Raw genomic sequence first — 24599 nt, forward strand, 5'->3', positions numbered from 1 at the left:
GCGCCACCGTTTACATTCAAAATGTCAGGATTTAAACCTAATTCTTTTTTGATAGCAACCGATTGAGATGCGAATGCTTCATTTAATTCGATTAGCTCAATATCTTTTAGTTCTAAACCAGCTTGTTTCAATGCTTTTGGAATGGCATAGATAGGTCCCATTCCCATGATTCTTGGTTCAAGACCTGCTGCTGCATAAGCAACTAATCTTGCTTCTGGTTCAAGACCTAATTCTTTGACCATTTCTTCGCTCATTACCATTACGAAAGCGGCTCCGTCACTCATTTGAGAAGAGTTTCCGGCAGTTACGCTTCCTCCGTTTGCGAAAACTGGTCTTAATTTAGCCAAACCTTCCAGAGAAGTATCTTTTCTTGGACCTTCATCCACTGAAAAATCAAACTTTTTAGTCTGCATTTTCTGGTTTTCATCCAAGAAATTATATTCAACAGGAATTGGAACGATTTGGTTCGCAAATCTGCCTTCCTGATTCGCTTTTAAAGCTTTCATGTGAGATTCAAAAGCAAACTGATCCTGTTCTTCTCTTGTAATATTGTATTGCTTAGCCACTTCCTCCGCAGTGTAACCCATTCCCCAATAGTAATCAGGGTTGGTTTTAGCAATATCCGTTTCCGGAACCGGTTTATAACCACCCATCGGAATATAAGACATTGATTCTGTACCACCTGCAATAATACAATCAGCCATTCCTGCCTGAATTTTTGCAGACGCAATCGCAATCGCCTCACTTCCTGATGCACAATATCTGTTAACGGTAACTCCGGGAACTTTATCGGTATTTAAACCCATCAAGGAAATCAAACGAGCCACGTTTAAGCCTTGTTCAGCTTCGGGCATTGCATTACCTACGATAAGGTCATCGATTCTGTTTTTGTCTAATTGCGGAAGTTCAGCCATTAATTTTTCAATTACGGTTGCCGCCATTACATCGGGTCTTGTAAATCTTAAACTTCCTTTTGGAGCTTTTCCAACGGCAGTTCTGAAACCCTTTACTATATATGCTGTTTTCATTTAGTTGTAAAATATTTTAGATGAAAGAATAAAGAGAAAAGAAAAAAGACTTATAACATCAAGTTTTTTTGAAAGCCAGAAACCATTCTCTGTAATTCTGTGATTTTATTTTCTATAATTTCAAGTTTTGACAACTCAAAATAGTTTCTGTTAGAAGAAATGATAATTTGAGTTTGCAATTCATAAAGAGAACCAAGACTTATTTCCAAAAAACGATTAAAATCTTTATTCGAACTTCTGCTTGAGCCTTCAGCAATATTTGAAGCAACAGAAACAGAACACCTTCTCAATTGAGATTTTAATCCAAATTCTTCACTTTTAGGAAAAACATCTGTGAGAATATAAACATCATTAGCCAATTCAATTGACAATTTCCAGATATTCGAATTCTTAAAATTGTGTTTCATCCAGTCTTTTCTCTTTATTCTTTGTTCTTTTCTCTCTTTATAAAATCAATTTCTCAACGGTTTCCCTTTCTGTAACATATATTGAATTCTCTCCAACGTTTTTCTTTCACCGCAAAGCTGTAAGAAGGTTTCTCTTTCAAGATTCAATAAATATTGTTCGGTTACAACGGTTGGTTCAGAAAGATTTCCTCCAACCATTACGTTGGCTAACTTGTCTGCAATTTTCTTGTCGTGTTCGGAGATGTAATTTCCGGTTAACATTTGATCAGTTCCTACATAGAACATTCCCAATGCATCCTTACCCAAAACCTTTACTTTCTGTTCGATTGGCTGGGTATAACCGTGTTCTGCTAAACTTTTTGCCAGCATTTTTGCAGTTTTGATCTGGGTTCTTTTGTCAACAGAAACAATATCTTTTCCATGCTCCAAAATTCCCATATCGTAAGCTTCGTAAGCGGAAGTAGCCACTTTTCCCATTGCGATATTCATGAAAGCTTCACGAAGTCTGTTGTTTTTCACGTCATCGCTGTGGAATTCTCTTGATGTTCTCAAGGTCAATTCTTTTGTTCCACCACCGCCGGGAATTACACCAACTCCGGTTTCCACCAATCCGATGTACGTTTCTGCTGCTGCAACAACTCGGTCAGCGTGCATTGTCATTTCACAACCGCCACCTAAAGTCATTCATTCCGTCGCCAAGATCTTCAATCGCAGCTCCTGAATTACTCCAAAGCGTTTTATTCTTTCTGATATTATCTAAAATAATGAAAGCATCCTGACCCGGAATTTTATTGTATTCACCTGAGTTTTTATCAACATAAATGCTTTGTCCTTCATCATTAATTTTATAGAAAGTTTCTACATTTTTCACCCAGTCTGAAACTTCGTAGCCAGCTTCTTTAGCCAATTCAATACCTTTTTGAACACCAACAGCATCCCAGATTTCAAACGGTCCGTTTTCCCAACCGAAACCTGCTCTCATCGCATCATCGATTTTATAAACTTCATCAGAAATTTCAGGAACTTTATGCGAAACATAAGCGAATAATGCGCCCAAAGATTTTCTGTAAAGTTCTCCGGCCTTGTCTTTTCCGCCAATTAAAACTTTAAATCTGTCAATTGGTTTATCAATATTCTTCGTTAATTCTAAAGTCGGGAAAGAAGATTTTCCCTGAAGTTCGTATTCTAATGTATCAAGATTTAATCCCTGAATTTCAGATTTTCCTTCTGCATTTTTTACTTTTTTATAGAAACCCTGATCCGTTTTTGAACCCAACCATTTATTATCAACCATTTTCTGGATATAATCCGGAAGTGAAAATACATTATTGAAATCGTTGGCTTCAACACCACTTTGACGCACTCCGTTTGCAACCATTACCAAAGTATCTAAACCAACAACATCGGCAGTTCTGAACGTTGCAGATTTCGGACGGCCAATCACAGGACCGGTTAATTTATCAACATCAGAAACATTTAAACCTAATTTCTGAACGTTATGAAGCAAATCCATCATCGAGAAAACCCCGATTCTGTTGGCAATAAACGCCGGAGTATCTTTTGCTAAAACGGTTGTTTTTCCTAAGAATTTTGCTCCGTAATTCATGTAGAAATCAATCACATCAAGATTTGTTTCCTGAGTAGGAATAATTTCTAAAAGAGGTAAATATCGTACAGGATTGAAGAAATGCGTCCCAGCAAAATAATCCTTGAAATCCTGGCTTCTGCCTTCTACAAGCATATTGATAGGGATTCCTGATGTATTTGATGAGACTAAAGTTCCCGGTTTCCTGAACTGTTCTATTTTTTCATAAACCGATTTTTTGATGTCGAGTTTTTCAACCACAACTTCAATGATCCAGTCTGTATCTTTTATTTTAGGTAAATCATCGTCAAAGTTTCCGATCTTTATTCTATCTGCAAATTTTGGTGAATAGAGTAGAGCCGGACTTGCTTTTTTCAGTTTTTCAAAGTTTTCGGAAGCGATTCTGTTTCTCACCGCTTTGTCATCTTTGGTCAAACCTTTTTTCTGTTCTGCTTCAGTCAGTTCAAAAGGTACGATATCCAAGAGCGAAACTTCTACACCAATATTGGCAAAGTGCGCTGCAATACCGCTTCCCATAATCCCTGAACCAAGAACTGTAACGTGTTTGATTCTTCTTTTCATTAATATTTATTTTAGTTATTATTTAAAATTCTTTGTGATTTTCAATATGTTAAAACCACCCCTTCAAAATTCTTCTGAATTTGCCACCCCTCCAAAGAGGGGAATTTTTATTTTCTGTTGTTGAGATCGGCAGCAATTTTCATGATCTCGCTCATTACTTCCTTGAATATTTCCAATTTATCGGGAGCAATTTTTTCCATCACTTTTCTATTGAAGTTTACCACCACTTCCTTAGACATATTTCTTGAGCTTAATCCTTTGTCAGTGAGCTTTATGATAACTTCTCTTTTATCTGTAGTCGTCTTTTCCTTATAAATATATCCGTTGTCTTCAAGAAGCTTAATAATTCTTGTGAGGGAAGTTGGCTCAATTGCCATTTTTGGTCCCAGATTGGTACTTCTTGTACCTTCTTTCGGGTCAATTTTTAATAAAGTTAAGGCTTGTACTGCGGTAGAATCGTGCTCTTGCGCCAATTCGGTATACATTTTAGATACAGCCAGCCAGGTTTGCTTAAGAATGAGGTCTACGTTTTCTGTTTTTTCTTTATTATCCATCATATTTTTGTTTATCGGTTTTATCAAATGTAGCAAATATTATGCATGCATAGTATTAATTAATAATAAAATTTGTTAACAAATTGAATAACAGCTGCTTAAAATGTATGACAAGCATAATACTATGCATGCATAGTTTAAAGAATAAACAATAAAAATAGCGGATTAATAAAGCTTTGAAACCAAATTAACGATTTCTTCAAAAGATTCGCATTTATATGTTTGTTGTTGATACAAAATTTCCCAAAAAGTATCTTTATATACAAATTGAAATAAAGAGAGGTCTTTTTGAAAGTTTTTTTGTAATAGAGAATATAACATTTCTTTTTGAATTTCGGGTGAAATAATAGAGGGAGCAACAAAATTTTTATTTACCTGAAATAATGATGCATTAGTCAATTCATCATGTTTAAGTAAAATATCTTCCACAATTCCTGAAAAAAGCTGCTGGTTTTTAACATACCAGATTTTATCTGCAAATTCTTTTGCCAAACGCCAATCGTGTGACGAAAAAAGGATCAGCTTGTTTTGTTCTTTGGCAAGCTTCCGAAGCGTTTTTAGAATGATAATTTTATTTTTTTCATCTAAATGAGTTGTTGGCTCATCAAGAATAATGATAGGAGAGTTCTGCGTTAAAGCTCTTCCAATAAAGGCTTTTTGAAGATTTCCATCTGAAAGATTTTTGAGTAAAGTATTTTTGTATTGAACTAAATCAAGCTCTTCAATAATTTCCGAAACTTCATCACGATCTTCTTTTTTAAGCTCAAAATAAAAAGGATAATAAATGTATTTTCCCAAAGAAATCAGATCTTCAACCGTATAATTTTGCGGAATGACCGCTTTAGAAAAGACAATGGCAATATTTTCGGCAATTTCTTTTACCGACAAATGTTTTACATTTTTATTATCAATTAAAATTTCTCCGTCTAATAAAGGGTTTTGGTGAAGAATAGATTTAATTAAAGTGGTTTTTCCTACACCGTTATTTCCAATCAACAGACAAACATCTCCCAAATTCAAAGATGCATTGACATTTGAAATTAAAGTTTTATCGTAACCGATGTTTGCTTGGTTAATTTGTAGATGCATAAATTAGATAGAAATGAAAATTATAAATAAAATCAGGGGAATCAGACTAAAAATGAAATATAAAATTTTATATTGATTAATTTTCCATAAACTAAAAATTCCTAAAATTATGGATCCAAAAAATGCTGACGGAATTCCAACCATAAACCACCAATTATGCCCCCATGAATAAATCCAATGTTTTTCTTGAATCATTCTAAACATTTTTGAATATTCTAAAAACAAAAAACTTAATACAAACAAAATTATGTTTGCTATAATTAATCGTTTTTGTATAATTCTAATATTCATTTTTTTTATTCAGCTTATTTGTCATGCTGAAGACATTTGCAAAAGTTAATTTCGATTCTACTGAATGACAAACTGTGTGCTAAAGATATTCTCAGATGTTTTTAGCATCTGCAATTCAGCGAGAAATCTTAAATTAACAATTAATCATTAACAATTCACAATTAAGATCAAACTTTATTCTGCTTCAAAAGCATTCCCAAAATCACAGGAATTCCAAAAACAGAACTTATTACATTCAAAGGAATCTGCGTTTTTTCTGTAATGATCGAAAAGAAAAGCATAATCAACATTCCCAAAAACATATTCAAGATCCATTGCTGCCAAAGTTTTGCCGGGTTGTAAATCAATCTGCAAAAATGAGGAACAATAATCCCGATAAATAAAATAGGCCCTAAAAACGCTGTAACAGAAGCCGAAAGCAGAGAAGAAGCAATAATGATCATTAATTTCAAATGATTTAAATTAACTCCTAAACTCTGAGCGTACGAACTCCCAAGAGAATTTCCAATCAAAGGTTTTATGGTTTTAAAACAAATAAACAATCCTATAAAAATTAAAACAGAAAGAACTGTAATCTGATTTCTTGACACCATATTGTTCGCTCCGAAAGACCACAAAATATAGTTTTTTAAGCTTTGATTTTCGGCATAAAACTGAAGCAGAGAAACAATTGCTCCTGCCAAAGCCGATACCAGAAACCCAAAAATAATAAGGTAAGATTTATCCTGGAATTTGTTTGACATCGACAGCAAAACAAGCATCAATAACAAACTTCCGACAATTGCTGATAAACTTAGAAAACTATTTTGCAGAAACTCCGGCAATAAAATATTATGTGAAAAAAATATATAAAATGCCACAGACAAACTTGCAACAGAAGTAATTCCTAAAATATCAGGTCCGGCAAGAGGATTCTGAAAATATTCCTGCATCAGAAAACCAGAAGTGGGAATTGAAATTCCCGCCAAAAGCATTACCAAAACACGGTTAACCCGAATTTCTGCAATCTGGCTATTGGCAGAATCCTGAAAAAAATCCTGAAGATTTAAAGACAAAAATCCCGTATTCAGATTAATGGCCGCTGTAAAAATAACTGCGATCAACAAAAACAGACACAGGATTTTAAATTTTTTAGACATTTGAAATTAGAATAATCTTATTTTAGAAAAGAATCAATTTTTGAATTGAGCATTTCTTCGGTCATTGAGCCTACAGATTCTTCGGCTTTATCGCCTTTTCTGAAAAAAGTAAATGGAATATTATTTCCGTCCCACTGTTGAAAATTCACAAAAAAATCCTGATTCAATTTGCTGTCATCCAGAAGAAGGATCTTATCTGCCAAACCACTTTGCTGCGCAAAAGCAGGAACTTCGGTTTGCCATGCCGGTTTATTATAAATATTGATAAATGTAAATTTTACGGGTTTATCTTTCAATTCTTCAATTTTCTTTTTAAAATGAGGTATTTCCATCATGCAGGGTCCACACCAAGTTGCAAAAAAATTGGTTATATATAAAGTATCGTTGTTTTTAGCTAAAATCTCTGTTAAACCTTTCTGGTCAACTTCTTTAAGTGTAATTTCAGGTGTTTTAACTTCGGGTGTGCTCTGAATATTTGTAGAATCGACTACGCTTATATTTTCATCCGTTTTTTCTGCTTCTTTTTTACAACCGATGAGAGCAGTTGCTAAAATTGCAGTTAAAATTATTTTTTTCATAATTAAATATTCTTTGTTAAAATGAAATATACGACACGTATTTATCATTGGTTTATAGCAAGAAATTTGCATGAAGGTCAGTTTGCTAATTATTTTTTATTTATTTTTGAGATGAAGTATGGAACAACAAATCTATAAAGGAAAACTGACGCAGTTTCACCGCCTAAAAATAGCTAAAAAGGAAGACCTGACCAAAAATACTTTTTCGCTGGAGCTTGAAATTCCGGAGGATTTGAAAGAAAGTTTTAAGTTTGAAGCGGGGCAGTTTGTCAGTATAAAATTCTATGCAGAAGGAAAAGAGGTGATCAATGATTATTCGATGACATCGGCTCCGTATGAAAAAAAAATTGCTTTAGGAATTAAAGTTAATTCTCAGAATGGCGCAACTGCAAAGCTTTACAAAAACTATAATGTGGGTGATGAAATTTTGGTAAGTAAACCTAACGGAAGATTTACTTTGGTTTCTAAACCCAGCGAATTCAGAACGATTGTAGGTTTTGCGGCAGGAATAGGAATTACCCCTGTTTTAAGCCATTTTAAAAACATCCTTCATAATGAACCGCGAACAAGACTTTTTCTTTTTTTTGGAAATAAAAGTTCTGAAGAGCTTATTTATCGTGATCTTTTAGATCAACTTGCAAAACAACATCACAACAGGCTTCAGATTTTCTATTTCTATTCGCAGGAAAAAACCGCAGACCAATTTTTCTACGGAAGATTAGACGAAAAAAAATTAAATTTAATTATTAATCAGATCCTGCATCTTGATGATACGGATGAAGAATCTACCATTTGGGATGCCGTTGACGAGGTTTTAATCTGCGGAAAAGGGGAGATGATAAAAACTTTAGCCAATGCATGCTATCACCACGGAATTCCGAAAAAGAACATTCATTTTGAATTGTTTGAAGAATTTAATGATGATATTTATCCTGTAGAAAAAGAATTTCCGCTGATTGAAAATGTACAGGTAGATTTTCAGCTTTTGGGTACAGACTTGCATGTCGATTGCAAAAACTAAGAAAATAAAGCTTAACTTTGATTTCAATTGAGAATCATCCGAAACATATTCAAATTATTTTTTGTGTCAGTAGAAATTATTTTTCTTCTGATATGTTTGTCTAATGCTTGGGTTTTCGGGCTTACGAACGGAAGAACTTATACCAAGATTTCAAAAATTCCGCCCAGAGAAGTTGCTCTGGTTTTAGGAACTTCTCCAAGGATGCGTTCCGGTCTTTCCAATCCTTATTTTACCAAAAGGATGGATGCAACTGCACTTCTGTATCATCACGGAAAAATTAAAAAAATCATTGTAAGCGGCGAGAAAAGTAAAGGTTATAACGAACCTGCGGCGATGAAAAATTACCTCATCTATCAGGAAGGTGTGCCTGAAGAAATCATAATAGAAGATCCTGAAGGTTTTAATACGTACAAAAGTATTTTACGCTGTAAAGATGTTTACAAAAAGAAAAACGTGATTATCGTTTCGCAGGGATTTCACAACTTGAGAGCGTTATTTTTTGCAAGAAATAATCAAATGAACGCTTTAGGTTTCGATGCGCAGGATGTCACAAAACCTGAGAGTTATTACAGAAACCAATCCCGCGAAATTTTGGCGAGAGTGGCTGCTGTAATTTATTTTACTCTTGGAATTTCTCCTGATTAAAAAGGATATCCGAACGCTATATTTAATGTAGGTTTCAGAGGTTTGATGTCATGGAATCTCCATCTGTCGCCTTCCGGTTTATTCGGATCATAAATTTTGTATGCCAAATCTACCCTTAATGTAATATAGGCAACGTTTACTCTAAGACCAAATCCGCTACCGACACCCATTTCTCTTATGAATTTATTGAATTTGAACTGATCATCGAAACCATTATTCTCTGTATTCCAAACGTTACCGATGTCTGTAAAAATAGCACCTTCGTACATTTCGGTAAACGGAATTCTGTATTCTATATTTGTGGTTAACTTAATATTTCCCATCAAATATGTACGCACTCTCTCATCAATCTGAGAACCTCCCGGTCCCAAACCACCAAATGCAACCCAAGCTCTGATATCGTTAGAGCCTCCGTTAAAGTATGATCGTACAAACGGCATCGTCGAAGAATTTCCGTAAGGAATACCTAACCCGATAAACTGCCGCAATACTAAAGTCTGATTACCGTTAAATTTAAAATATTTTCTTACATCAAAATCGAACTTTACAAACTGAGCATAAGGAATCCCAAAAATTGTTCTTTCCGGACTTCTTAAAATTCCACTATTATTCGTTCCTAAGAAGGAAAGTAAATCGTCTGCTCTTTTAGGATCGAGTGATGCTGCATATCCTAAATCTCCGATGATTCTTTCCGAAACCTGGTCTCTGGATAAAATTCCCGCCTCAAAATCCTGTCTTACTTGTGGATGAGTGATAAAATAATCGTCGAAAACAGTTTGTCTTACCAGATCATCGTTCACGAAAAAATCATAATAGCTGTCTTTATTTTTAGTTAAACTAAAAAGGGTATTAAACAAAGTTAACCGGTGAGAAACCTGATCGTTTACATTGGCAAAATAATTTAAACCTGTATTAAAGTTGGTTCTTCCCAAACCGATATTGTTCTGCACCGAAGCTCCCAAAACAATTGATGAAGTAGGAGTGTATCTTTTAGGAATCAGCTTATAATAATTGAATGGAAGCAACAATCTCGGAAAGCTTAAAGAAGCTTGCGCAGAATATTCGTAAGCTAAAATCCTTTTATCTAAATTTTTAGGATTTCTGATCGATCCGAAAGTTCCAGCAACACTTGTTGTAAGGTTTTCTGCACCACGAAATACGTTTCGGGTAGTGAGATCTACAGAAGGTGAAATTCCTAAGTTTAATAATTGGGAATAGTTTACATCGGTTCCTATCTTCAGCTCATATTTATCTAAAGGTTTTAGAACGTATAAAACATCTACAATACTGTCGTTTGGCGAACTTGCACCGCCTTGTCTCAGAGAATCTCTGGCTTTAAGAATGCTGAAATTATTCATTGCCAAAAGGTTTCTTTTGGTTAGATCCAGCTTTTTCTGATCATATATTGTTTTATTATCAACAATAATCGTTCTCCACAATGCCGAAGTCTTATAATTTTCATTGATTTTATGAAATCTGATTCTTCTTAAGCTGTCTTTCACTGTTCTCTTAGGAAAATCTGAGGGACGATTAACAATTGCTACGTCGATATTTCCAAAAGTTGCTCTTTTGTAAGGACGGTTTACAGAATCTTTATGAATTTCCAGAACCAACGGAACTTCTTTTCTGCTTTGCAACGAATCTGCCACAAACCAAACTTCATCATTGGCAGCATTGAATCTGTAGAAACCATTTTCACGCATCAATTCATTGATTCTTGATACTTCCTTTTCCAAAACAGTCTGATCAAGCAATTTCCCTTTTCTCACCAGACTTTCATGCAATTTTTGCTGATAAACTCCTTTAATCCCTAAATCCGGAATATTGTAATAATACGCTTTGATATTGGTAGGGCTGTTGTGTGTAATAGAATATTTTACAGATGCTTTTTTCGCTGCAGAATCAAGCTTGTGGGCGTATTTTACCTCTGCATCCCAAAAACCTCTGTAAGTCATTCTTTTTTCAATAGACTGAGCGCTTTTTTCGGTTCTTGTCTGGTCTAAAATTACCGGCGGAGTTCCCCAATTGTGATACAACCTGTCCATGAAAAGACTTTTCCCGACGCTGCTCTGCATATTGTATTTAATGAAAAGAGAATCTCTTAGTTTCTGGTTTCTCATTTCACTCGGGTAAGTCATATATTCATTAAGAATCGTATCGTATTTAGGATTTGCCGCATTGTATAAAAGAAGGCTTAAAGGCACGAAAAGCAGCTGCTTCTTGTTGGGTTTTTGCTGTACATAATCTTCCAGCTCGTCATCGAAAAACTGTTTTTTATCTTCAAATTCAAAATTGTTTTTGGTAAGCAGATATTCTCCATCCGGAACTTTCTTTGTTGTGCTGCAAGCAGAAACTAAAGCGACAAATGTTGCAAATGATATTATTTTATAATATTTTTGAGGGATGTGGAATTTACCCACATTACTGAAAATGAACTAAAAAAGATAAGCTTTTTGCAAAATCCTAAAGATTCTGTGGCTGTTTGTGAGCCGTTGAAAGAGTCTCAGTTTGAGGATAAAGATTTCCAGTTGGTTTTAGACGGAATTCAGGATCCCGGAAATTTAGGAACGATAATCCGTTTGGCAGACTGGTTCGGAATTGAACAGATTATCTGTAGTGAAGATACCGTAGATTTTTATAATCCTAAAGTTATCCAGGCAACGATGGGTTCTTTTACAAGAGTAAATATGGTATATTGCAATTTAGCTGAATACCTTTCAAAAACTGAAAACACCAACGTAGGAACCGATATGGAAGGAGAAAATATTTATCAATTTGAAAAACCTAAGAAGATCAATCTGATTTTAGGAAACGAAGGAAACGGAATGCGTGAGGAAACAGAAAAACTCCTTCACAGGAAGATAACAATTCCAAGATTTGGAAAATCACAGTCTACAGAAAGCCTAAATGTTTCTATGGCTGCAGGAATTATTTTGGGACAGCTTTTTAAAGTTTGAGTGTTTGAGGGTTTTAGTGTTTGAGAAGGCAACAACCTAATCATACTCTAAAACCCTCAAACACTCCGACTCTAAAACTCATATAAGCTGCTCCATGCTGGATAAACTTTTTGTTTTTTGATAGTTCTCTAACTTTTTGCGGACAAATTTCAAAGCAATAGGTGCTACATAAATTAAAGCTGCTCCTAAAATTTTCTTTTTCCAGTTTGAGCTTTTCAGATTTTTCTTTGCATAATTTGCAACAAAAGCAGTCACTGCAAGCTTAACAACAGTGTCTATTGCATCACCTTTGAACGCGCTTCCTGCAATTCCCATTGCTGTATTTTTACTTAAAAAAAGATCTTTTACTTCAGATGTGATCTGCTTTGCAATGACATCTTTTCTGATGACAGTTTTTTCTTCACCGTCTTCGTCTACTTTTTCTTTCAGATACTGATCGCTAAGCCCATTGGTAAATGCACTCAAGCTTTCTTTGGTATTCTTAAAAGTTAAAAGCGCTTCCAGATCATGGATCTCATCTTTTAAAAGTTTCTTTTTTCTTTTAAGCTCTTCCAGATTCTCGTAATTTCTTCCCATAGTTTAGTGATTTAAAAATTCGATAACTTTATTGGCAACCATATGCACGATTTTTTTCTTAAAAGTAGCAACAAAAAGCATTATTACAAAATAAAAAGCTGCAACAATCAGGAATCCGTATGAATAATTATCTAAAGCTTTACCAATAAGAAACGCTAAACCAAAATTGAAAAGAATGATAAAAAAGCCAAAAGCCACTAACAATATCACCAGATAGGCAATAACACCTGCAGAAATTGAAGATTTTTCTGTGGCTTCAATTTTCAGCAGATCTATTCTCTTAGATGCGTATTCTTTAATCGTTTCAATCATCCTTATATTTTTTTAAAAGTTACAAAAAAAGGAACTCTTTTACCTAAAGTTCCTTTTTTATATTTAATAAAAGAATTAAATATAATTATTTAAGATCGTTCAATCCAGATTCTACATCTTTTACCATATCGGTAGTCTTAGAAACAATTTGATCCTTGTATTTATCATATCCGTCTTTTACGGTATGAGCTACATTACTGGCAGTTTCTTTGAAAGTAGAAGAAATACTATCGTACTGATCTTTTACCTTTTCAGATACTTCACCATATTTATTTTTAGCCTGATCTTTTAAATCTTCAGCTTTTGTTCTGATTTTTTTTCTTGTTTCTTTACCTTCTTCAGGAGCATAAAGCATTCCTAAAATTACACCTGCTGCAGCACCTGCTAAAAGCCCTGCCAAAATACCCGCTGTATTATTTCCTTTTCTAGACATTTTTTGTTTTTTTTAATAGTTAATAAATACTAGTTTCGTTTTAAAAGGTTACAATTAATATACCAATCAAGGTTTATGTCTAATAAAAATTGTTAATTTTTGTAAGATATTGCAATATGCTTTCGATTGTTTGACTTTTTGTCAGATTCGTGTTGTCAATTACAATTGCATCTTCTGCCTGTCGCAACGGTGAAATTTCTCTTTCACTGTCAATACGGTCTCTTTCAATAAGATTTTCTTTTACCTGGTTTTCATCAGCTTCAATGCTTAAAGATAAAAGTTCGTTGTATCTGCGTTTTGTACGCTCATCAATACTTGCAGTAAGGAAAAACTTAAAATCGGCATCAGGTAAAACTACGGTTCCGATGTCTCTTCCGTCCATAATAACTCCGCCGTTTCTTGCAATTGACCTTTGAGCTTCCAGTAAAAAGTCTCTTACCTCTTTCTGTTTGGCAATCAGGCTTACATTTTCAGATACTTCATTGGTACGAATTTCTTTAGAAACATTGATATGATTAAGGAAAAGAACCAATTCATCTTCCTCTTTTTTAAATTCTAATTCAATTAAATGTAAAGAATTAAAAAGTTCCTGCAAATTGATCGTTCCATCCTGATCTACACAGTTTTGCAGGGCAAACCAAGTAATCCCACGATATAAAGCACCTGTGTCTAAATGAACGATGCCCAATTTTTCGGCAATAATTTTTGAAATGGAGCTTTTTCCGGTAGAAGAAAAGCCATCAATAGCGATTACTGGTTTTTTCATATCACAAATTTCAAGAAATTTTATGAAAAAATCAAGTATGAATTAATGATAAAGTTTAATATGGTACGTTTTGAAATAATCTTTACTCTCCTCGATGACCGCTTAAGTCTACAGAAATTCCGATTTGATTGACGTTGGAAGAATTATGATATCTCACATGAGCATAATCTAAACGGAATTTGGAAATCTTCAGACCAAAACCTGCAGATAATCCGGTAAAGTTACGCTGATCAACCACGGCAAGCTCATTTCCTCGTCTCATATTGTAACCCAATCTGATGTTGAAGCCTTTTTCAGGGAAAAGTTCTGCACCGAGAGAAAAGTGATCGGCAATTTTTCTTCCGAAGCCAATTTCCTGACCGTTCACATTATAATCTGAAGAAATATCAAATTTCTGTAAATCGTGTGCGGTAATGGTGATCGCAAGAGGAATTACTTTTAATATTTTGGTATATCCTAAATCTATTCTAAACGGAAGATTTTCTCTTTCGCCATTGAACGATTTAAACTGATATCCGAAATTTTTGAAAACTACAGAAGCCACTTCTTTGCTTTGTTTGTTGTGATAAGTCATCCCTAAAGTTCCAGACAAGGCAGAAGAAGTATAAGTATCGATTTTTGAAGTGATGAAATTTAAACCACCTCCAATCGTCCAGTCTTCTTCAAACTGATAARCATATCCAGCTCCCACTGCAACATCAGAAGCTGAAAATTCTCCCATTTCAAAACCGCTTTCGTCGGTTCTCGGGATATTTCCGTAGCCTAAATATCTTGCATTTACGGTTACCATATGACCATTATCCAGATCTTTTGCAAAAGCAATCGTTCCGAACTTCGAATCTGCCAAATAAGTAGAAGCATTTACAGAAAGCTGTTTATCTGAATCTTTATTAAGCAAAGCCGGATTGGCAATCGCAAAAGACACATCATGATCTCTAACTGTAATCGCATCGCCGCCCAAAGCAGCCTGCCTTGCAGAAACAGGAATATTCATAAAAGAATAAACGTTTGTTCCGGTTTGTGCAAACGAAACAATTCCCGAGAGAAATAGTGAAAAAATTAGAACTTTCTTCAAATCAGTATTTAATTAATGCAAAAATAATTCTTTTTGCTACTTATCAAAATATTTATGTCATTATTTATGTATAATATTTTTCTTTTTTTCAATATTTTTAATGATTATATTTGCAAAGTTAATTTTCGGGAAAATAAATTCTCAAAAAACTATTATTAAAATATACAATGAAATATAAAAGAATCCTTCTGAAACTGAGTGGTGAGGCATTAATGGGGAACAGACAATACGGTATCGATACCGAAAGACTGATGGAATATGCTCAGGAAATCAAGAAAGTGGTTGACAGAGGCTGCGAAATTGCGATTGTAATCGGAGGAGGGAATATTTTCCGTGGTGTAGCAGGAGCTGCAAAAGGAATGGATAGAGTACAGGGCGACTATATGGGAATGCTTGCAACCGTAATCAACGGAATGGCTTTACAGGGCGCTTTGGAAGATGTGGGAATCAGAACAAGACTACAATCTGCGATCGAAATGGATAAAGTGGCCGAACCTTTTATTAAAAGAAGAGCGGTAAGACACCTTGAAAAAGGCAGAGTAGTGATCTTCGGAGCCGGAACAGGARACCCTTATTTCACAACAGATACTGCGGCAACACTAAGAGCTATCGAAATTGGAGCTGATGTTATTTTAAAAGGAACAAGAGTTGACGGTATCTACGACAGCGATCCTGAGAAAAACGAAAATGCAGTAAAATATAATTCTTTAACTTTCGAAGAAGTTTTTGAAAAAGACCTTAAGGTAATGGACATGACTGCCTTTACATTAAGCCACGAAAATAAATTGCCAATCATTGTTTTTGATATGAACAAAGACGGTAATTTATTGAAAATTGTAGACGGAGAAAATGTAGGAACTTTAGTTAATCTGTAATCAGGTAGCAGGTAATAGGTTTTAGGGATAAGGTTTAATTATTACCAATTACCCATTACTTATTATTCATATTATTAATGTGTAACTTATCAAATTTTTATTATATAATGGAAGAATTAGATCTAATCGTAGAATCTGTAAAACATGATATGGAAGCAGCTATTAAGCACCTTGATCATGCATTTCAAAGAATCAGAGCGGGACGTGCGTCTACAAGCATGGTTCAGGATGTGATGGTAGAATATTACGGTGCATTAACTCCAATTAATCAGGTTGCCAACGTTTCTGTACCGGATGCGATGACCATTTCTATTCAACCGTGGGACAGAACCGCAATTAATGCTATCGAAAAAGCGATCATTAATTCTAACTTAGGATTTGCACCTTCTAATAACGGTGAAAACATCATCCTTAATGTACCGCCTTTAACAGAAGAAAGAAGAAAGGAACTGGCAAAACAGGCTAAAGGAGAAACTGAAGACACCAAAATCGTTGTAAGAAACGCAAGACAAAACGGTTTAAAAGAACTAAAAAAATTAGACGGAGTTTCTGAAGATTTAATAAAAAATGTGGAAGCTACAATTCAGGAGCTTACCGATAAATACGTGAAGTCTTGTGACGATCATTTGAAGACAAAAGAAGCTGAAATTATGAAAGTATAATTTTCAGGTTTTTGAAAATATAAAAAAGAGAGGATTCCGTGATGAGTCCTCTCTTCTTTTGTTTTATAAAATACAATCTGATTTTCCTTTTTTAGCTTGGTTTTTAATAAGAATTTCAAAGGTTTTTCTTAATTCTGAATCATTACAGCTTTTACTTTCTCCATCAGAAACATTTTCAGGTTTTGATTGATTTTTGGTTCGCAGCGTATATTTTTTGTCTCTGCAGGAAATCAATTTATCATTGACATAATAAAATCTTTTTTCCTTTACATCATCTTTGGTTTCAGGTTTTTCCGGTGTTCCGCCATCAAAATTCCAGACGGTTTCTTCCTGAAAAATGAAGAAAGGCTTACCATTCTTTAAGTAATAATTTTCGACCGAAGAAAAATGGCTGTCTCCGTGAAAATGTTTAATGCTTTTCAGTTCACCGTTTGAACTGTAATAAACCACATTTCCAGAAACTTCATTGCACTCATAATCGAAACTTGCAGAATCAAGCTTTTTGGCGATTAACTGATTATTAAGTAAAGCGTATTCTGTTTTTATTTCATCTAAACTCTGCGGAGAATTACTGTTTTTAGGTAGACTGTCTTTTACGGAAACTGTTTGCAAACTGTCTGATTGTAAATTTGAATCTGTTTCTTTCTTTTTATTTTCGCAGGAAAATAAGAGTATAACAATTGGTAACAGAAGAAGCTTTTTCATGTAATTTAGATTTGGTTTTTGAAATATCAAAAAATATGCAAATAAGAGGCTTGAAAATATTTAATATTTGATTTTAAAAATAGTTGGTCAACACAATGGCGCTAATGTTTTTTAAAAGATTATAACAAGCTTTTAATTAAAATAAAAATCTCACTTTGAAAAATATTAATTTAGGTATTTAATTATAAAAAAAATCCGAAAATTACTTCCGGATTTAATTTTTAAATATCGAAAAAATTTAATACCATAATCCACAAGAGCAGAGGTTTAGCTATAAATCTTTTATCTTTTATCTTTTATCTTTTATCTTTTTATCTAATTACTGATAACGTTTATGTTCTTTCTGCTTTACAAAAAGCTTTATAACAGGCTTAAAGAAGGCTTTGTATTTTTCAGAATCAAATAGCTGAGAATCTGTCAGCGCTTTATAGGTCATTAAAATCCCGAAAGGAAACAGGATGATATTGGGAAGCCAGGCTGCAAGATACGGACTCATATTTCCGGACCACGCCACATTTTCAAAACCTACATTGATAACGTAGAAAATAATGAATATAACGATCGCTATGATAACCGGAACTCCCATTCCTCCTTTTCGGATAATAGATCCCAAACTCGCACCAATCATAAAGAAAATAATGCACGTAAAAGAATAGGTGAGAATCCTCTGTTGATAAATAACCACTTTACTAAAGTATTTTATACTCGGATCAAGCTCTTTATCTTTAGAATCAAGATTGGTTTTCAGATTATCAAGCCTTGAATAAGCATTGCTAAGAATCTGAAGCTTTTTATCTCCTTTTATAGAATCTAATTTATATTGTGATTTTACAGGAGCTTTGGTTTTGTTTTTCTCCATATAAGTGACCACAGAATTGGTTTGCGAAATAATATCATTGCTGATATTATCTGCAGTTCTGGTATTGTCTTTTTTGGTTTTATCGATAGTTTTAAAAAGTTCGGTATACGTCTGAAAACGGTAATCATCGGTAATCTGTTCTTTTTCGATGGCTTTATCGATCAGCTCACTGATGTCGAAATGGATTGTTAACGTGTCAAATTTTATAGCCTGATCCGGTTGTTTTGCTCTTACATTATCGGCTTTTCCGGCATAGCTGTCTTCAATTACAGTTCCGTTATATAAAATAAGCTTCATGTATTTTCTATTGACGGCATTGGCAAATTTTCCCTTTTCGGCAACAATCGTTTGCTGATTTTCGTAATTACCCGCTTTTTTATGAATAAAAATCCCTTCAAGGTCTCGTCCGTCTTCGCCTTTTATTTTATCAAATTTCACCATCACCCCCGGAATCTGATCGATGAATTGTCCCGGAGTAAAGTTCAGCGCAGGTTTGGTTTGAGCAATATTGAAAAGCATATTTTTTGCCTTTCTCTGGAAGTCAGGAATAATATTATTTGAAAAAAAGTAAAGCATGATCGCCAAAACGGCAGTTACACCCAAAAGCGGAACCATTACTCGTGTTAAAGAAATTCCGGCGGCTTTCATTGCGGCAAGCTCGTAGCGTTCTCCCAGCTCACCAAAAGACATGATGCTCGCCAATAAAATCGTTAAGGGTAAAACCATACTTACTACACTTACTCCGAGATAGAAAAGAAGCTTCATGATCTGTAAAGTCGTTAAACCTTTACCCATAAACTGACCAAGCTGAATCCAGATAATGTTTACTATGAATATAAAAAACAGTACACTGAATATAAATAAAAACGGACCAAAAAAGGTCTTGATGATATATCGGTCTAAGATTTTAAACATTCGCCAAAATTAATGAAAAAGCCACAAAGTTTTCTTTGTGACTTTAAATTTTAATATTTATTTAGAATTATAATTCCGTAACAAGATAATTTTTAAATTTTGCCTTGTCAAAAACAAACATATTCGGGTCTAGTTGCTGGTTTTCTTTGTATTCTTTAATAGAAATTACAGAGATATCTTTGTTGCTTCCGTACTGCTCAAGTTTCAGCATTTGCTTTTTTGCAGAATCTACGTAAAGGTAAATATATTTTAATCCGTTTGCTTTTACCGGAGTCAATTTAATTAAATCTGCATTTATGCCGTCAACCGATTTTTTTCCGCTGTAGACAACGTTGTAATCTTTTCTGTAAGACGTAAGATAGTTGATAGGAGAGAACATCGTGCTGTTTGCATTGGGTTTTGCAACGGTAACTTCCATATCTTCCGTATTGATGTTGTAGATTTTATTTCCGTCAAAAATCTGTTCCGTTTCCATGATTTTCAACTTGTACTTATCACCTGCAGCATAATAAATTCCTGGTTCGGTTTTAGAAACAGCTCCATTTACACCGCTTCCGAAAGCAAATTTAAAGTACGAGTTTTTTTTAGAATTGTAATTGGCCGTAATATCGTCTAATATTTTCTTTGCTTTAGCATCAATTTTCTGAGCCTGCACAAAACCAATACTTCCTACTACCAATGTTCCTAAAACTATTTTTGATATTATTTTTTTCATTTTCAATTTTTCTATTATTTAGACTTTTATAAAACCTGAAAGTTAAAAATTGTCTTTTTAAATATTAATTTCGCAAGTCTTCCAAAAACTGTTCCAAAGAATACAGGTCACTGATGAGAACCTCTCTTGCTTTTGCGCCATTAAATCCGCCAACAATTCCGCTTGCTTCCAATTGATCCATGATTCTTCCGGCTCTGTTATATCCCAGTTTTAATTGTCTTTGAAGCATTGAAGTAGAACCTTGCTGTGTGGAAACAATAATTCTTGCCGCTTCTTCAAACAAAGCATCTTTTTCGTTAGGATCAAACGCTCCGACTGTACTTGTTGCTTCTTCAGAAACAAATTCAGGAAGTAAGAATGCAGAAGCATAACCTTTTTGTTCGCCAATAAATTCTGCCAGTTTTTCAACTTCGGGAGTATCTACAAATGCACATTGCAATCTTAAAATTTCATTTCCGTTAAAATAAAGCATATCTCCTTTACCAATCAGCTGATCTGCACCTGTAGAATCTAAGATCGTTCTTGAATCTACACTCGAAATTACCCTGAATGCTGCTCTTGCAGGGAAGTTTGCTTTAATCATCCCTGTAATTACGTTTACCGAAGGTCTTTGTGTTGCAACGATTAAGTGAATTCCCACTGCTCTTGCTAATTGCGCCAATCTCGCAATCGGAAGCTCAACTTCTTTTCCTGCGGTCATAATTAAGTCTGCAAACTCATCAACAACCAAAACGATGTATGGTAAATAACGGTGACCGTTTTCAGGATTTAATCTTCTTTCAGAGAATTTTTTATTGTATTCTTTTAAATTTTTACAGAAAGCGTTTTTAAGCAAATCAYATCGTTGATCCATCTCTACACAAAGAGAATTCAAGGTATTAATTACTTTGTTAGTGTCTGTAATAATCGCATCATCAGAATCCGGAAGTTTTGCTAAATAATGTCTTTCAATTTTTGAATATAAAGAAAGTTCTACCTTTTTAGGATCTACCATCACGAACTTTAGTTCACTCGGATGCTTTTTGTAAAGCAGGGAAGTAAGGATCGCATTGATTCCGACCGATTTTCCCTGTCCGGTTGCTCCCGCCATCAAAAGGTGAGGCATTTTAGACAAATCTGCCATAAACACTTCATTAGAAATTGTTTTTCCGAAAACTACCGGCAAATCCATATCCGTATTCTGGAATTTCTGCGAAGCAATTACCGATCTCATCGAAACCATCGTTGGATTTTTTCTTGGCACTTCAATTCCAATGGTTCCTTTTCCAGGCATCGGTGCAATAATCCTGATTCCTAAAGCAGAAAGATTCAATGCAATATCATCCTGCAGTTTTTTGATCGAAGCCACTCTGATTCCTGCTTCCGGAACAATTTCGTACAAAGTAACCGTTGGTCCGATCGTCGCTTTAATTTCAGCAATTCCGACATTAAAATTTTTAAGAAGTCCAACAATTTTATTTTTATTTTCTTCTAATTCTTCTTTATTGATAGAAATTTCTTCGTTTCCGTAATCTTTCAGTAAATCGATTGGAGGCATCTGGAATTTAGCCAGATCTAATCGGTGATCATACAAACCATGCTTTTCTACCAAATCCTGAGATTGTTTTTCAGCATCATCTGCAATATCAATGACCGGAGCAACTTCAACATTAAATTTAATTTCATCTGCATCAGAAGAAAAAGAAGTTGAAACAGGAGCTTCAAAAGCGTCTTCAGGTTTTACTGCAGGAATTATGGGTGTTGTTGAAATATTTAAATTTAAAGTAGGAGCTGTTTCTTTAATTTCCTCAAAAGAAGTCTGATTCGGTGTTACAATCGTTTCAACTTCAGCAGCCGGACGTGTTTCCTGTACAGCCGGATTTTCATGCGTAGTTTCCGGAGCTTTCCTGTTATCAGACAAATCTGTAACAGTAATATTTGGAGCTTCCTGGTCTGCTGCTTCTTCCAGTTCCTGATCGGCATCAAAGCTCTGATCAGAATTGGGCATCATCGATTTGACTTTACCAATCGTATTTTCGTTAATTACATCAAGCTTAGCTTTTATTGAACTTGGTCTAAGATTAAATTCAAGAATAAAATACAACGCAATACTTACAATTAAAACCACCCAAAGACCAACATTTCCTATGATAGCAGAAAGCGAATCCATGATCTGATAACCATAAACTCCGCTTAAAACTCCGCCGTTGCCATTACCTTTTGTGATAGCTCCTAATAGAATAGGCAGCCAGCAAATAAAGAAAAGCGAGTGCCCGAAAGTCATCCAGGGTTTAAAGATTTTTTTCTTTAAGATCATGGTTCCGAAAACCACAAAAAGGAAAGCAACAATAAATGATGCAATCCCGATACTTTCGAAAATAAAAATATTACCCAGCCAATCGCCCAGCTTTCCAAATAGGTTTGATGATTTTATCGACTTATCTAAAATTGTTCCGGCCTGGCTTTGATCTGCCTTCCAATTCATCAGATAAGAAATAAAAGATAACGTAAGCACTCCGGCAAAAACAATGCATGTCAATCCGAAAAAAATACGTGGTTTTGATAAAATCTTGCCTGTTTCAGGCATTTCTGGCTGTTTTTTTTGTGATTTCTTTTCCATAATGTCAGTCTGGGCAAATTTAATGTTTTTTTTAGATTTTAAATATTTTTTAGGAGAAAACACGTTTGTTTTTTGATGTGATATTTTATACCTGAAATGAATGTCTGTTTTTATGTTTTATACAATTAAAACAAGCTTATTAAGAACGTTTCAAAATAAGCTAAATCCCCTTCAAAGTGATAAAAAACAGCTTTTTTTAGCCCGCTTTCGGTTTATCATCCTTATTTTTGCATGTCAAGTAAAAAAAATCATGAAGAAGATCCAAGATATTCTTATTTCAACCAGAACAATGGCAGTTCTATTGCTGGTTTATGCCTTTTCCATGGCTTATGCAACGTTCCTGGAAAATGACTACGGAACTCCCGCAGCAAAAGCCTTAATTTATGAAGCAAAATGGTTTGAACTCATTATGCTTCTGCTTATTATCAATTTTATAGGAAATATCGGAAGATATCGCCTTTGGAAAAGAGAAAAGTGGCCGGTTTTGGTTTTCCACCTTGCATTTGTTTTTATTTTTATCGGTGGTGCAATTACGAGATACATCAGTTTTGAAGGGCAAATGAGCATCAGGGAAGGAGAGACTTCAAACGAAATTGTTACAGACAAGCAATTCTTTAAAATTCAGATTGAAGATAATGGTGATGTGCTGAATTATCAGGATGTTCCTTATCTGATGTCGCCTTTGCATAAAGATTTTAAAGCCACTTACGATTTTCACGGAAAACCGGTAAAGGTGAAAACTTTAGACTATGTTCAGAGAAAAAAAGACAGCTTAGTTGCTGATAAAAACGGCGCAGAATATCTTCATTTGGTATCTACTGCAGAAACAGGAAGGCAGAATATTTACATCAAATCCGGGGAAACAAAATCGATCAACGGAACTTTGGTGACTTTTAACAAAGACCAGAATGTTCCTGATGCCATGACGATTGAAATTGAAGGTCCTAAAACAAAACAAATTGTAGAACTTTCTGTAGAAAAGGGAAATCCGAATGCCTATAAACAAGTTACAATGGATGGTTTGAATATCATGGTTGGTTTCGGTCCTAAAATTTACAACACACCTTTTGCTATAAAATTGGATGATTTCGTAATGGAAACTTACCCTGGAAGTTCTTCTCCAAGTGCCTACGAAAGTCATGTAAAAATCATAGATGAAGGTAAAGAAACTCCTTATAAAATCTATATGAATAACGTTCTAAACTATAAAGGTTACCGTTTTTTCCAGGCGAGTTACACACCGGACAGAATGGGAACTTTACTTTCTGTAAACCATGATTATTGGGGGACTTTGATTTCTTACATTGGTTATGCATTGTTATTCGGGGGAATGTTCTTTATTTTCTTCTGGAAAGGAACCCACTTCTGGAAGCTTAATAAAATGCTGAAAGATATCAATAAGAAAAGAGCGGCATCGGTAATTTTATTGTTGTTAAGCTTAAGTCTAAGCGCACAAAAAATTGAAACTCACGGAACTACTGACGGAAGCAGAGAACATGTACATGTAGAAGGTGATGGTCATACTCACGAAGTAGCTCCTCAAGCGGTTCAGCCACAAGATAACCAACAAAATTCTTTAGCAGCGCCACTTTCAAAAATGAGAATGATTTCTCCGGATGAAATTATTGCACGAAATAAAATCACAAAAGAACACGCAGACAAATTCGGATACCTTTTGGTGCAGAATTATGAAGGTAGAATTGTTCCAATTAATACACAGGCTTTAGATGTTTTAAGAAAACTTTACAAAAAAGATAAATTTAAAGGAACTGACGGAAAATATTTAACCGCTGAACAATGGTTTTTGTCAATCAACACAGACACACCAAGCTGGACGATGGTTCCGTTGATCAAAGTTGATGCAAAAGGCGGAAAAGAACTTTTAAGAAAAACAAAAGCTGATGAAGACGGTTATACTTCTCTGATGAATCTTTTCCCTTCTGATGCAAACGGGAATCTTACTTATATTTTAGATGAAGAATACAACATCGCATTCCGTAAAAAACCGGCAGAGCAATCTGAATATGACAAACAGGTTATTAAATTAAACGAAAGAGTTCAGATCTTCAACGAATTTTTCAGCGGACAGTTTATGAGAATTGTTCCTGTAAAAAATGATCCGAATCATACTTGGCATTCCTGGCTTGACCAAAAAATGGAACCGGATATGGAATCTCAGAAAGTAATGGGGCCATACTTTGCAGAAGCACTTCAGGCGCAAAAAACAGGAG

Annotated in this window: 21 protein-coding genes and 2 pseudogenes; 6 read left to right on the forward strand and 17 right to left on the reverse strand. The window is 34.6% G+C overall.

Annotation, left to right across the window (positions count from 1 at the left end; genetic code table 11):
* From AB4Y90_RS08985 to AB4Y90_RS09015, 7 genes and pseudogenes are all read right to left on the reverse strand, one after another.
* Positions 1-1028, reverse strand: a 1028-nt coding sequence (locus AB4Y90_RS08985; protein ID WP_441557069.1) for an acetyl-CoA C-acyltransferase, incomplete at its 3' end; no start/stop codon positions are given.
* Between the two features lie 50 nt (positions 1029-1078).
* On the reverse strand, positions 1079-1435 hold the full coding sequence (locus AB4Y90_RS08990; protein WP_441557070.1) for a four helix bundle protein: 357 nt from the start codon (positions 1433-1435) through the stop codon (positions 1079-1081).
* A 45-nt stretch (positions 1436-1480) separates the two neighbouring features.
* A pseudogene (locus tag AB4Y90_RS08995) lies at positions 1481-3602 on the reverse strand (3-hydroxyacyl-CoA dehydrogenase NAD-binding domain-containing protein).
* A gap of 107 nt (positions 3603-3709) precedes the next feature.
* Complete coding sequence (locus AB4Y90_RS09000; protein ID WP_441557071.1) at positions 3710-4159, reverse strand: MarR family winged helix-turn-helix transcriptional regulator; 450 nt, start codon at positions 4157-4159, stop codon at positions 3710-3712.
* A gap of 162 nt (positions 4160-4321) precedes the next feature.
* Positions 4322-5245 carry an ABC transporter ATP-binding protein gene (locus tag AB4Y90_RS09005; protein WP_441557073.1) on the reverse strand — a complete coding sequence of 308 codons (924 nt, stop codon included), beginning with the start codon at positions 5243-5245 and terminating at the stop codon, positions 4322-4324.
* Positions 5246-5703: 458 nt separating this feature from the next.
* Positions 5704-6675, reverse strand: coding sequence for an iron chelate uptake ABC transporter family permease subunit (locus AB4Y90_RS09010; protein WP_441557075.1), 972 nt, complete (start codon positions 6673-6675; stop codon positions 5704-5706).
* A 17-nt stretch (positions 6676-6692) separates the two neighbouring features.
* On the reverse strand, positions 6693-7253 hold the full coding sequence (locus AB4Y90_RS09015; RefSeq protein WP_441557076.1) for a TlpA family protein disulfide reductase: 561 nt from the start codon (positions 7251-7253) through the stop codon (positions 6693-6695).
* Between the two features lie 118 nt (positions 7254-7371).
* On the opposite strand from AB4Y90_RS09015, the gene AB4Y90_RS09020 reads away from it, so the two are divergent.
* On the forward strand, positions 7372-8274 hold the full coding sequence (locus AB4Y90_RS09020) for an FAD-binding oxidoreductase (protein ID WP_441557077.1): 903 nt from the start codon (positions 7372-7374) through the stop codon (positions 8272-8274).
* A gap of 27 nt (positions 8275-8301) precedes the next feature.
* A complete protein-coding gene (locus tag AB4Y90_RS09025; RefSeq protein WP_441557078.1) occupies positions 8302-8919 on the forward strand; it encodes a SanA/YdcF family protein in 618 nt (205 codons plus the stop codon).
* Here AB4Y90_RS09025 and tamL read toward each other — a convergent pair.
* Positions 8916-11339 (reverse strand): translocation and assembly module lipoprotein TamL, encoded by a 2424-nt coding sequence (tamL, locus tag AB4Y90_RS09030; RefSeq protein ID WP_441557080.1) that lies wholly within the window; start codon positions 11337-11339, stop codon positions 8916-8918. The genes AB4Y90_RS09025 and tamL overlap by 4 nt on opposite strands.
* Here tamL and AB4Y90_RS09035 point away from each other — a divergent pair.
* A pseudogene (locus AB4Y90_RS09035) lies at positions 11319-11876 on the forward strand (RNA methyltransferase); the annotation flags it as partial. The gene tamL and the pseudogene AB4Y90_RS09035 sit on opposite strands and share 21 nt — an antisense overlap.
* A 78-nt stretch (positions 11877-11954) precedes the next feature.
* Here the strand turns inward: AB4Y90_RS09035 and AB4Y90_RS09040 are convergent.
* The 5 genes from AB4Y90_RS09040 to porQ all read right to left on the reverse strand — a co-directional run bounded on the left by AB4Y90_RS09040 (position 11955) and on the right by porQ (position 15038).
* The gene (locus AB4Y90_RS09040) at positions 11955-12452 is read right to left on the reverse strand and encodes a phosphoribosyl-ATP pyrophosphatase (protein ID WP_441557081.1); all 498 of its coding nucleotides are present in this window, start codon (positions 12450-12452) and stop codon (positions 11955-11957) included.
* A 3-nt stretch (positions 12453-12455) separates the two neighbouring features.
* Positions 12456-12764 (reverse strand): phage holin family protein, encoded by a 309-nt coding sequence (locus AB4Y90_RS09045; protein WP_441557082.1) that lies wholly within the window; start codon positions 12762-12764, stop codon positions 12456-12458.
* Between the two features lie 85 nt (positions 12765-12849).
* On the reverse strand, positions 12850-13197 hold the full coding sequence (locus AB4Y90_RS09050) for a YtxH domain-containing protein (RefSeq protein WP_441557084.1): 348 nt from the start codon (positions 13195-13197) through the stop codon (positions 12850-12852).
* Positions 13198-13276: 79 nt separating this feature from the next.
* Positions 13277-13963, reverse strand: a complete 687-nt coding sequence (cmk, locus tag AB4Y90_RS09055) for a (d)CMP kinase (protein WP_441557085.1) — start codon at positions 13961-13963, stop codon at positions 13277-13279.
* Positions 13964-14045: 82 nt separating this feature from the next.
* On the reverse strand, positions 14046-15038 hold the full coding sequence (gene porQ / locus AB4Y90_RS09060) for a type IX secretion system protein PorQ (RefSeq protein WP_441557087.1): 993 nt from the start codon (positions 15036-15038) through the stop codon (positions 14046-14048).
* 167 nt (positions 15039-15205) lie between these two features.
* Between porQ and pyrH the strand changes: the two genes are divergently transcribed.
* Together pyrH and frr are read left to right on the forward strand one after the other, a co-directional pair.
* Positions 15206-15913: a UMP kinase gene (gene pyrH, locus AB4Y90_RS09065; protein WP_441557089.1), complete on the forward strand. Its 708-nt coding sequence runs from the start codon at positions 15206-15208 to the stop codon at positions 15911-15913.
* 107 nt (positions 15914-16020) lie between these two features.
* Positions 16021-16575, forward strand: coding sequence for a ribosome recycling factor (frr, locus tag AB4Y90_RS09070; protein WP_441557090.1), 555 nt, complete (start codon positions 16021-16023; stop codon positions 16573-16575).
* A gap of 63 nt (positions 16576-16638) precedes the next feature.
* Here the strand turns inward: frr and AB4Y90_RS09075 are convergent, their stop codons facing one another.
* The 4 genes from AB4Y90_RS09075 to AB4Y90_RS09090 all read right to left on the reverse strand — a co-directional run bounded on the left by AB4Y90_RS09075 (position 16639) and on the right by AB4Y90_RS09090 (position 22368).
* The gene (locus AB4Y90_RS09075; protein ID WP_441557091.1) at positions 16639-17280 is read right to left on the reverse strand and encodes a hypothetical protein; all 642 of its coding nucleotides are present in this window, start codon (positions 17278-17280) and stop codon (positions 16639-16641) included.
* Positions 17281-17599: 319 nt separating this feature from the next.
* Complete coding sequence (locus AB4Y90_RS09080; RefSeq protein ID WP_441557093.1) at positions 17600-19054, reverse strand: LptF/LptG family permease; 1455 nt, start codon at positions 19052-19054, stop codon at positions 17600-17602.
* A 67-nt stretch (positions 19055-19121) separates the two neighbouring features.
* Positions 19122-19769: a LolA family protein gene (locus tag AB4Y90_RS09085; protein ID WP_441557095.1), complete on the reverse strand. Its 648-nt coding sequence runs from the start codon at positions 19767-19769 to the stop codon at positions 19122-19124.
* A gap of 64 nt (positions 19770-19833) precedes the next feature.
* Positions 19834-22368: a DNA translocase FtsK 4TM domain-containing protein gene (locus AB4Y90_RS09090; RefSeq protein ID WP_441557096.1), complete on the reverse strand. Its 2535-nt coding sequence runs from the start codon at positions 22366-22368 to the stop codon at positions 19834-19836.
* 250 nt (positions 22369-22618) lie between these two features.
* On the opposite strand from AB4Y90_RS09090, the gene AB4Y90_RS09095 reads away from it, so the two are divergent.
* The coding region (locus AB4Y90_RS09095) for a cytochrome c biogenesis protein ResB (RefSeq protein ID WP_441557097.1) at positions 22619-24599 on the forward strand (1981 nt) is incomplete at its 3' end.

It is taken from the genome of Chryseobacterium sp. 2TAF14, assembly GCF_052115105.1.
Taxonomy (GTDB): Bacteria; Bacteroidota; Bacteroidia; order Flavobacteriales; family Weeksellaceae; genus Chryseobacterium.